The organism is Candidatus Viridilinea mediisalina (genome assembly GCF_002532535.1).
Taxonomy (GTDB): Bacteria; Chloroflexota; Chloroflexia; order Chloroflexales; family Chloroflexaceae; genus Viridilinea; species Viridilinea mediisalina.
In genome coordinates this window covers 1-10,606 of the sequence record NZ_NQWI01000147.1, presented here as the reverse complement: position 1 = coordinate 10,606, position 10,606 = coordinate 1, and the positions used below count along the sequence as shown (strand labels likewise).

Below are 10,606 nucleotides of genomic sequence, written 5' to 3'. Positions count from 1 at the left end.
TTATCCATCTGGAGATCCAAGCGCAACGCGATCTGGATTTTGCCAAGCGTATGTGCCGCTACCATGTGCGCCTCTTCGACCGCCAGAATGGGCCGGTGCTGAGTCTCGCGGTATTGGCCGACGATGATCCCCATTGGCGTCCCGATCGTTTTGGCTACGATATTGCTGATTGTGTCCTCATGCTGCGCTTTCCAACAGTGAAACTGTGGGCACTCGATGCGCAGATGCTGGAAGCGAGCGCCAACCCCATCGCCACGATCACGCTGATCCACCGCGAGGCGCAAGCGACGCGCCACGATCCCGAAGAGCGCATGCGGCGCAAGATCGCCCGTTTTCGCGCCTGTCTGCGCCAGGGCTATTCGGCTGAGGATCTGCGCCACCTCTACCGCTTGTTGGATCAACTCATGCGTTTGCCACCCAGCATTGATGAGCCAGTACGTGCTACAATGCGTCAAATTGAACAGGAGGAGCGTGGTATGACTCCCTTTGTGACCAGTATCGAACGGCTGGCCGGTGCTGAGGGTGAAGCCAGGGGCGAACGCAAGGTCGTGCTGCGCCTCTTGGAGCGCAAATTGGGTTCGCTTAGCGCGGCGTTGGAGGCCGAGGTTGCGGCGTTGGACACCACCCAGTTAGATGCGTTAAGCGAGGCGCTGCTCAGCTTCACGGCCCAGGCGCATCTTGCGGCGTGGCTGCAGGGGCAGCGCGAGGGGTGGGATGTGGCTCCATTTGAGGCGTCTGCCTATCTCCAGGTTGAGCGCAACATGGTGCTGCGCTTACTCAAGTACAAAATCGGATCGCTTAACGAGACGCTGGAGACGAAGATTGCGGAGTTGAACTCCGCGCAGTTGGATGCGCTGAGCAAGGCGCTGCTTGATTTCACGACGCAGGCTGAGCTTGCGGCGTGGCTGCGGGGGCAGGGTGGGGGAGATAGTGTAAGGAGCGCATGAGCAAGGAAGCAAGAGGGAGTACGAGGGAACCACGTTCCCTCGTACTCCCTCTTGTTTTCCATGCGATCGCTTCAATTAGCGCCGTACAAGTGGTAAGTAGATGCGATGCTCGTTTACCCCTGAATTGCCAGGGTCACCGTTGTCGCTAGGGTCACCGTTGTCGCTAGGGTCACCGTTGTCGCCAGGGTCACCGTTGTCGCCAGGGTCACCGTTGTCGCCAGGGTCGCCGTTGTCGCCAGGATCGCCGTTGTCGCCAGGGTCGCCGTTGTCGCCAGGGTCGCCGTTGTCGCCAGGGTCGCCGTTGTCGCCAGGGTCACCGTTGTCTGTCGGCCACTCGATGAGCGGGAAGGTTCCAGCCCGCTGATCGGGAATGTTGGTGACGGGGAGCATCGGTGCGCTTGGGAGGAGTTTCTCGGGGTCATGTCCACCTTCAGTATCAGCAAGGCTGGTTGCGGCGGTCGCGTTGCTGGAGGTGGTGAGGCGGTAGGTGGCGGAACTGAAGCCATAGACCTCGACTTGGTAGACGCCCGGCACAATCGCGTTGGCGGGGATGGTTACCTGCTCGTTGGCGCTACCGCTTAGGTTGCTTACCCAAGCCGATTGGTCGGTGCGCGAAGACCAGACGTAGAGGTCGGCGTCACCGTCAAGCACTTCAAGATTCACTTGGAAGGGCTGGCCTGCGGCTACATTGTAGCGATAGATGCGGGTCTGGCCGCGGGCGATCTGGTCGCTGGCTACTTCATAGTTGACCAACTGGTAGGTATTGCCAATCGAGATGTTGCCTGCGCCGTCACGCGCACGCACTTGGAGATAGTGCATGCCCGGTAGTGACTGCAACGTCCAGTTGTAGCGCTGTGGGCTGGCATTGAAGCGCATCCAGTCCGATTGATTGACTGGCACCCAGCGTTGCGCCCCCGCGCTGTAGATGTATTCGATGACATGGACATGGCTAACACCGCTGCCCGGGGCGGGATCGGTGGCGCTAATGTTGAGATCTAGCTCAGGGTTACTGACGCTGCTGCTCCCAGCATTGATGCGGATCTGCTGCACGACGGGCGGGGTCTGATCGGGATCGGCGGGTACGACTTGGATGGTGCGGCTGATGACATTGTTACTGGTGTCGCGTTCCGCAACGTTGTTCTCGGGGTCAATGATGGCATAAATGGTAACCGGCCCTGCCTGGGGGAAGCTGACTTGGAGCGCCGCCGTGCTTTCGCTGCTGTTGGGCGGATCGAGGAAGGGGATGTTGGTGGTACCAAGGAGTGGGCCGTTCGGTGCGTTGAGCCGGAAGGCGACAGGTACGTTCTCGAGGGTGCGCTTGCCCCCTTGACGCTGTACAATCAGGCCCAATTGCACAGGTGTATTCACCTGTGGACTGGTCGGTTCGAGCCAGAGTTGGTCGCTACTGCTAAACATGTCGTCGTTGAGTTCGGCCTCGGGATCAAGTACAGTAAAGCCATTGGGAAGCACGGCGCGATGGCCGTTGGGGCTGAATACAGCTAGATCGTAGCCACCAGGCGTCAAACCGGCGGGCACTGTGGTTTGGAGCAGTTCACTACTGACCCGGTGAGTGGGCAATCGTTGTTCGCCAAGGCGCACGAACGAGCCAAAGGCAAAATTGTGCCCCTGAATGAGCAATTCGCTCGGCTGATCGTTCAGCGCACTGGCGGAGCCAAGCGCCATGGTGATAGCGGGACGATCAGTTGCATCCGGGTTGCTCACATTGTAGGTAGCAGTGGTACTCCAGGCACCCGTAGTCACATCCTGCAGACGGATCTCATAGTGACCAAATTGAGCATCGGCGGGCATCGTATAGTCGTAGCCAAAGCTGCCATCATCATTGGCTTGCAGAGTCAATTCGTAGACCTGTTTGTTGGGTACAAGCACGATGCGACGCACAGCACCATTGGGCGTAAAGCCGGTCGCACGCACACGGATTGTCTCAGTGGGATGCAACTCGCTTGGGGTGATAGTCAACTGGGGGCGCAATAGGAAGCGCATAGCATCGAAGAGTACCCGTGTTGAGCCCGCAACTTCTGATGTGCCACTATGTAGCCGCACGCTACAGGCGACATCGCGGCCCGCATTGCAGGTCATCTCGGTCAGTTCATGCCAAATACCAGGGTTGGTACGCTGATTCCAGATTACCTGGCGTTGGCCACTGTTGTCATTAACCTCATAGTGCGCCGCGCTAGTGGCGGGCGAGCGTAGTATCGTCGGATACCAGAGATAGGCTTCATAGTGGCCAGCCGTACGCAACGTGGGCGTCCAGCGCCCCGCATCGGCATCGTCATTGCTCACCGGGAACTCCATGCGATTCGGCACGGCAAAGGCGGTTCCATTAAAGGGGCTGCCATCGGTGACGGTGTGCCACGAGGTACCCGGCAAGACAAAGTTGGTGAAGCAGGAACCCTGCCCGTTGGGGTTACGATTGTCGCAGATCACCTCAGGGGTAACGCGCACAAACTTGATGGCATCGAAGAGCACCCGCGTCGTGCCCGACGCCTCGGGCGTGCCAGCGTGCAAGCGCACACTACAAGCGACATCGCGGCCCGCATTGCAGGTCATCTCGGTCAGCTTGTGCCAATTGCCGGGGGCGGTGCGCTGATCCCAGGTTACATGGCGTTGACCATTGTTATCATTGATCTCATAGCGTGCCGCACTGGTGGCAGGCGACGTAATGCGTGGATACCAGATATAGACATCATAGAGGCCTGCGTGGGGTAAGTTGGGGGTCCAGCGCCCCGCATCGGCATCCGTCACCGGAGCATGTTGGCTATTCCAGACCGCCGAAGCCGAGCCAGCGTAGGGGTCGCCGTCGGTGACGGTATGCCAGGTTGTTTTCACAAAGTTGGTAAAGCATGAGCCGGATTGATTGGGATTGGTGCTATCACAAATGACCTCATCGGAGGTTAGGCGCACAAACTTGACCGCATCGGCCCAGACGCGCCGCGTATCTTCCGGCTCGTGGGTGGTATTATCGAGGCGCACGCTACAATTCTCACGGCTCCTGCCGGCATCACAATTCATGACCGTCAGCAAATTCCACTGACCGCCATTCCGCGTTTGGGGCCAGGTCAGATAGTGCTGCCCATCGCGATCATTAATCTCATAGCGCGCCGTATCGGTCGCTGGCGGATGGCTATTCGTAGTCGGATACCAGATATAGACCTCGTAGAGGCCCGCTTGGGGAATCGTGGGTGTCCAACGGGCAGCATCTATCTCCGTCCTCGAAGTGGGAGCGCGATTATTGAGCCACTGGGCATTGGCACCGTGGGGATTGCCTGCGCTGCTCATCTGCCAATCGATCTGGGGATCGCTGGGGGTGCTTTGGCTAAAGCATGAGTCGGGGAAGTTCGGGCGCGTATTGTCGCAGATGATTTCGGTGGGGCCGGAGGTGCCATTTCCAATAGTTCCATCATTATAAATACTATTACTCTCAGAAGAATATATACTGGCAGTGCGAATCAAACCATCTTTGATACGCACCATAGTACCTTGATATGATCCCGACCCATTTTTGATTAGCCATCCACCGATAGCAACATCATGAATAGGTCGTGGCACATTAGGATCTGATTCAACTGCAAAATGAACATGTGCTCCCGTTGCTGTTCCTCCACAGCCAACCAATGTGGATGTCTTGCCGAGATAAGTACCTCTTGTGACTGTTTGTCCATGAGCGACTGCTATATTAGCAACATGATAGTATGTAGTAGTCCAATTACCATCATGAACTATACGTATGAAATCAGGGCATGGTCGATAGGCAATGCCGTCACGAGCTGCGCGAATATTAGCACTAGCTCCATTAAAATCTACTGCACTCAAGGTTGGAGCGCCCACAGCAGAATGTGGACCGCTTGTATAGTACCAAGTCTCGCCAGTGGCCCATGGTAAACTCAACTGACCAGAATCATCATTAGCAAGGGATGGTTTAATTGTTAAAACATCACGCTCTGCTTCGCTCACCAACGATTCAGGTACAGATACAAGCCATTCTTGAAACAGAGCTTGTGATTCAAATGATACCTGCCAGATACCGGCCTCCAGTTTAGCTAAAAAAAGCCAAGCTCTCGGACTTGGGCTTTCTTCAGATGCAGTAATAGCTACGGTACCAAACGCCCATTCACCTTCTTGCTCGATATTGTCTACAATAATTCGGGATGTTGGCGTAGCCCCAATAAAATTGGGTATCGCTTGCTCTACTGCTCGTATAAGTACGACATCCTCAGAATCAAGGGAGCTCCCCTGTGCAACAACAACTTCAGTAGGCGACGGGATCTGCGCGGCGGCAGGCGTCCAATGGGCCAACGGCGCAACCAAGAGTGTAACCAGCAGCAGGGCGAAGAGGCTCGTGAGCGTACGGAGAAGAGACGTGCGTTGCATGGGAAGATCCTTTCAATTTCTAGGGTAACGAATGGTCGTCAGGAGAGTAAAGCCTTGCTCAGGGCTTTTTCCGAGGGGAAAAAGAGCTTTCCAGCCAAAATACCCCCAAAACCGTATCTTTTTGCCCCTTTTTGCGGTATACCTATAGGCTTTCGTTCTACCGTGAGGAGTGGCTTCTGTAGCGACCGATAGGGCTTTGGGATGCCACGTAATGGCCCTCACCCCCGGCCCGCTCTCCCACGTTGTGGGTTCATGGATGGACAGAACTCTTGTGCATGTACCTACAGATTCCTGATGGTGACGCGCCCTTTGACCCTCACCCCCCTGCCCCCTCTCCCGCTTGCGGGAGAGGGGGGGAAGACGTTGAGATTTTTGGCGTTGCACTGCGGTTCTGGTGAAGGTAACGCAACTCTCTGCGTCCCTTTGTGGCAATGCACTGGTGGCTTAGCGCCGCACCAGCGGCAGATAGACCATGTTGCCCGTCGCGGGCTGCTCTAGCTCGGGGACGGCGACGGGCAGGTTGCCCATGTGTTCGCTCGGTATGCTGCTGAGCGGCACGACTGGCATGGTCGGTTGCGTCTTGCTTGGGTCAATGCCGCCGTTGGCGAGGCTCGCTGCGTTGGCGACGCTGGCCCCGATGTTGGTGGTGAGGCGGTAGCTTGCGGCGCTGTAGCCGTAGACCTCCACTTGGTACAACCCTGGCACCACTTGGTCGGCGGTGATGCGTACCTGTTCGTTGACGCTGCCGCTCTGGTTGCTCACCCAGGCCGACTGGTCGGCCTGCGATGACCAGACGTAGAGGTCGGCGTCGCCTTCGAGCACTTCGAGGTTGACCTCGAAGGCCTGGCCCGGATCGAGCATGTAGCGGTAGACGCGGGTCTGGTCGCGGGCGATGCGGTCGTTGCTGACGATGTAGTTGACGAGGCGGCGCGCTTGGCCGACCGAGATGTTGCCTGCGCCGTCGCGGGCGCGTACCTGGATGTAGCGCATGCCCGCCAGCGGTTGCAGTGTCCAGCGGTAGTTGGCGGGGGTGGTGAGGTAGGGCAGCCAGGCGGAACGTTCGATGGCCACCCAGCGTTTGATGCTGTCGCTGTAGATATACTCGATGATGTTGACATGGCCCACGCCGCTGCCCGGGGCCGGGTCGCTCGCCCGCACATCCACATTGATCTGCGCCGCTGTAACCGCCGCCTCCGCCCCGCCATTGATCCGGATCTGTTCCACCACCGGCGGAACCTGGTCGTTGCCGGCGGGGGCGACGATGATCGTGCGCTGGACGATGTTGTTCTGCTCGTTATGCTCGGCAATCACGCCATCCGGATCGATGATCGCGTAGATGGTTACCTCACCCGTTGCGTCAAAGGTAACGGTGATGGGGGTGGTACTCTCCATCGAGCGCGGGTCGAGGAAGTTGACGACACCACGCCCCAACTCCGGCCCATCGGCGGCATCGCGGCGGAAGAGAACTTCAACCGCTTCAAGCGTGTTTTTGCCGCCCATACGCTCAACCAGCAGGCCCAACTGCACCGGATGGTTCACGCGGGGCAGCACCGGATCGAGCCAGAGGTAGTCGCTGTTGCTGAGCAGATCGTCGTTGAGTTCGCTGGCGGCATCCAGCACCGTATAGCCATTGGCTAACACCACCTGCTTGCCATCGCCATTGGTGACGCGCAGACTGTAGCTGCCCGGCGCAACCCCGGCGGGCACCACCGCCATCAGCGAGCGGCTGCTGAGGCGGCTACTGTTGAGCATTGTCTCGCCCAGGTAGACGGCGGCACCTACATCGAAGTTGGCCCCCTGGATCACCACCTCCACCGGACGATCATTGAAGCCCGCATCGGGCACGACGGTACTGATGAACGGGTCGGCAGAGGGGGAGAGTACCATAAAGGCATTGGGCAGAATTCCCGTGCGCCCATTGCTGGTCACAATCAGATCGTAGAGGCCCGGCTCGAGGCCGGCAGGAACATTCGCGCTAAAGCGCGTCGTCGTCTCGGCGGCCACATCGGTGAGCGCGAAGACACCAGCCGTACTGAGCAGACGGGCAATGGGCGGCGTATTGGTGGCAAAACCATTGCCACGCACCGTCACCGCCGTCGCCTGATTATTCAACCCCTCACTGGGCGTCAGCGACTGCACCAACTCCTCACCCTGCGGCTCCAGTGGGGTCGCCGTAAAGTCCTGCGCCGCGAGGTTGGCACTGATACTGACACTGCGGCTATTGGGGCTAAAGCTATAGTCCGCCAGCGCCGGCACGAGCGTGTAGCTCCCCGCCGATACGCCAGTGAGCGTATAGTCGCCACTGGCATTCGTCGTCGCCGTGCGCGTCCCGTCGGAGACAGTGACGCCGGCGAGGCCGCTGCCATTGCTGGTGGTGACGCGGCCAGCGATGGTGTGGGGCGTGGTAGGAGTTCCCAAGATATAGAGACCATTTCCGCTATTTGACGGCACATACTCCTCTCTAGGTCGGGTAAGGAAGGCATGTCCAGCGACCTCATTTATCTTTTTGAAAGCACCATCCGCCAACTTTATCGTACCTTCCGCCGTACCATCGCTCTGCCAGAAACGTGCTGTTGCACCATCATTGGCATTGAAGAAGATAGCGTTATTGTGAGTAAACAAATTTCGCGGCCCTGAGCTAGCGCTGAGCGGATTAATGTCTTTGACCATAACGGTTCCTGCGGGAGTGCCATTACTCTTCCATAATTCTGTCCCATGAACGGCATTATTCGCTGTAAAAAAGACGTTTTCACCCATGAATACTTTTTCACTATTAATCCAACCAAATCCATCCTTAACCAGCATTGTCCCAGCAGGAGTACCATCGCTTTTCCATAACTGCGCAGATGAGCCTTGTTCTTGATGGGAAATGAAAAGCGTATCTCCTGCAACTATTGGAATACCATTAAGATTTGCGATCGGGATAGTCCCTTCCTCAGAACCATCACTTCGCCAAAGTCGGTCTGATCTGAAGAAGAGTTGATTATTGAAAACTAGCATCGAGCTAGGATTCCCCGTATCTACTTTGACCATAATTGTTCCGTTCTGAGTACCATCAGTTTTCCATAACGAACCAAACGTTACATGTGAGTTATTTTCATCAAATATGTGCATGGTACCAAAGTAAAGCTCATTATTCAAAACTCCATAATTAATAAAATGGTACGTGGCACTATTGTAAGGACTTCGATTTCCTGAAGATATATCCTTAAGTAAAAATGTTCCATCCAACGTGCCATCACTCCGCCACAACTCTACACCATGTACGCCATCATCAGCCAAGAAGAAAACCTTATTATTAAAAGCAAATGGTATAGTATAATTATTGTAATTTGCAGTATACATCCAAGAATTCTGAATCCCCGGGTTAATATCCTTTACCAGTGCTGTTCCCGCTTCAGAACCATCACTCTTCCACAATTCTATACCATGCACGCCATCATCAGCAAAGAAGAAAACATAATCACCAGCAACAGTTAGTCCCGACACTATAGATCCATTTACACCCGGATAAATATCTTTCACAATACTTGTACCATCCGGTGTGCCATTACTCCTCCATAATTCTGTTCCATTAGCACTAGTACGAGCACGAAAAAATAAAATATCGTCCTTCACAGCAAAATAATCACCTCTTTCAATTAAAGAAATGGGGAAATCATCAGAAATACCATCTTTTACTGATACGGTTCCTTGAGTTGTTCCATCACTCTTCCATAGTCCATTCGTAGTCATAAAAAAGAGCATCCCCTGAAACTCAACCGACCAGCCAATGAAACCGTTGTGCAACAACACGGGCGTCTGATCTGCTGCTTGCACGACGGGCATACGATAGCTTGTCAGCGAAGCCAGCAACATGGCAGTGAACAGCAACGGCAAAGCCAGCAGGCGCATGCCACGGGTGAGAGACGTATTAACACAGTTCATGCGAGTCATCTTAGGTCTCCTTAATTGGGTATTGTATTATGGGTATGATAGTAATTTTTTTTGCTCTGTAATTATTTAAAAATAATCACAAACGTTTTCTTAATAGATAAGAAAACGTTGCAAAAAAATTATTGATAATTAACTTATTCTACTAAAGCTAGGCACCTGCACCGGCACCACCTCAGTATTAGCCCGTACCGAGGTGGTAGGCAAAGCGAGCAGCGGGGCAAGCGCGAGGAGCATGAGAGCGAGCAGAGCGGCGAGGGGGCGGCGGGCGAGGCTGGTAGTCATGGGGTGGCTCCTTGGGTAAGGGGGGAGGGATGAGGGGTGAGGGATGAGGGATGAGGACGGGGCGCATGTTCGTCGAGTTGGCTACGGATGGGTGAAGGGGATGCGCCGGTTGACCCTCACCCCCTAGCCCCCTCTCCCGCAAGCGGGAGAGGGGGGATAGAACATTCGCTCGGCAAGTTACGGATAGGTGATTGGGATGCCACGGATGGCCCTTACCCCCTGCTCCACTTCGACTACGCTCAGTGCAAGCCTCTCCCACGTTGTGGGAGAGGGGGGAAGAGATCGAGATTCCTGGCGTTGCAATGCGATTCCAGAAGGGGGCGCACACATTTTCTGTCCGCCCTTAAACCCGCAAGCGGGAGAGGGGGAACCCCGTTCGACGGCTGTGCCGTTCCAAAGAGAGTTTCACAGGGATTTCTTTACACCTACATCCTAGCAAGAATTTGCCCGTATGCCTATACGCCCTTTCGGGCTAAGAAGATAGTCCTGTATCCTCATAGTACCGCGCCACCGCTGCGGTGCGGTTGGAGGCGCGCAGCTTCTGGCAGGCGCTACGCAGGTAGTGCTTCACGGTGGATGGCGAGAGGCCCATGGTTTGGGCGATCTGATCATTGGTCTGGCCTTGGGCTGCGAGTTGGATCACGCGCTGCTCTTGGGGGGTGAGGTTGATCATGGCTTGGTGCTCCTCGGGGTTGGCTGATGGTTGTCATGAGCCTAAAGCCGCGCCCGGCGCTTTTTCCGAGGGGATGCGGCAATTTTCAGCCAAAGTACCCCAAAAACCGTATCTTTTGGCCCCTTTTTGCGGTACAACTATAGGCTTTCGTTCTACCGTGAGGAGTGGCTATGGATGCACAGACCGCTGCTGATGTTGATGGGGCTTGGAAGTACGCCCTCGAACACTACATGCCCGCCTGTTTGCAGCTCTTCTTTCCCCAGGTCGCTGCGGGGGTTGACTGGGATCAGCCACTGATCTTTTGCGACAAGGAGCTTGAACAGATCAACCCCGAAGCCAATACGGGCAAGTTGCGCGTAGACAAACTCATCCGTGTTGC

General features: G+C 55.8%; 6 protein-coding genes and 1 pseudogene. 2 read left to right on the top strand and 5 right to left on the bottom strand.

Features of this window, described 5'->3' with window-relative positions; all coding sequences use genetic code 11:
* Positions 1 to 947 (top strand): DUF4351 domain-containing protein (locus tag CJ255_RS19430; RefSeq protein ID WP_097645748.1); only part of this gene is annotated, 947 nt, incomplete at its 5' end.
* Between the two features lie 75 nt (positions 948 to 1,022).
* Here CJ255_RS19430 and CJ255_RS19425 read toward each other — a convergent pair.
* From CJ255_RS19425 to CJ255_RS19415, 5 genes and pseudogenes are all read right to left on the bottom strand, one after another.
* Positions 1,023 to 4,439: a golvesin C-terminal-like domain-containing protein gene (locus CJ255_RS19425; RefSeq protein ID WP_245863596.1), complete on the bottom strand. Its 3,417-nt coding sequence runs from the start codon at positions 4,437 to 4,439 to the stop codon at positions 1,023 to 1,025.
* 96 nt (positions 4,440 to 4,535) lie between these two features.
* Positions 4,536 to 5,336: pseudogene (locus CJ255_RS24965) on the bottom strand (M23 family metallopeptidase); the annotation flags it as partial.
* 444 nt (positions 5,337 to 5,780) lie between these two features.
* Complete coding sequence (locus tag CJ255_RS24520; RefSeq protein WP_281257223.1) at positions 5,781 to 8,093, bottom strand: ELWxxDGT repeat protein; 2,313 nt, start codon at positions 8,091 to 8,093, stop codon at positions 5,781 to 5,783.
* Positions 8,094 to 9,401: 1,308 nt separating this feature from the next.
* Positions 9,402 to 9,554, bottom strand: a complete 153-nt coding sequence (locus tag CJ255_RS23755; RefSeq protein ID WP_165774820.1) for a hypothetical protein — start codon at positions 9,552 to 9,554, stop codon at positions 9,402 to 9,404.
* A gap of 472 nt (positions 9,555 to 10,026) precedes the next feature.
* Positions 10,027 to 10,227, bottom strand: coding sequence for a response regulator transcription factor (locus tag CJ255_RS19415; protein ID WP_097645745.1), 201 nt, complete (start codon positions 10,225 to 10,227; stop codon positions 10,027 to 10,029).
* A gap of 170 nt (positions 10,228 to 10,397) precedes the next feature.
* Between CJ255_RS19415 and CJ255_RS19410 the strand changes: the two genes are divergently transcribed.
* Positions 10,398 to 10,606: hypothetical protein (locus tag CJ255_RS19410; protein WP_217352498.1), on the top strand; the 209-nt coding region annotated here is incomplete at its 3' end.

What these genes read in the sequence shown, in the direction of transcription:
- CJ255_RS24520 (WP_281257223.1), bottom strand. Translation starts at nt 8,093, where the DNA reads ATGGGTGAAAACGTCTTTTTTACAGCGAATAATGCCGTTCATGGGACA.
- CJ255_RS23755 (WP_165774820.1), bottom strand. Translation starts at nt 9,554, where the DNA reads ATGACTACCAGCCTCGCCCGCCGCCCCCTCGCCGCTCTGCTCGCTCTC.
- CJ255_RS19425 (WP_245863596.1), bottom strand. Translation starts at nt 4,439, where the DNA reads ATGGTGCGTATCAAAGATGGTTTGATTCGCACTGCCAGTATATATTCT.
- CJ255_RS19415 (WP_097645745.1), bottom strand. Translation starts at nt 10,227, where the DNA reads ATGATCAACCTCACCCCCCAAGAGCAGCGCGTGATCCAACTCGCAGCC.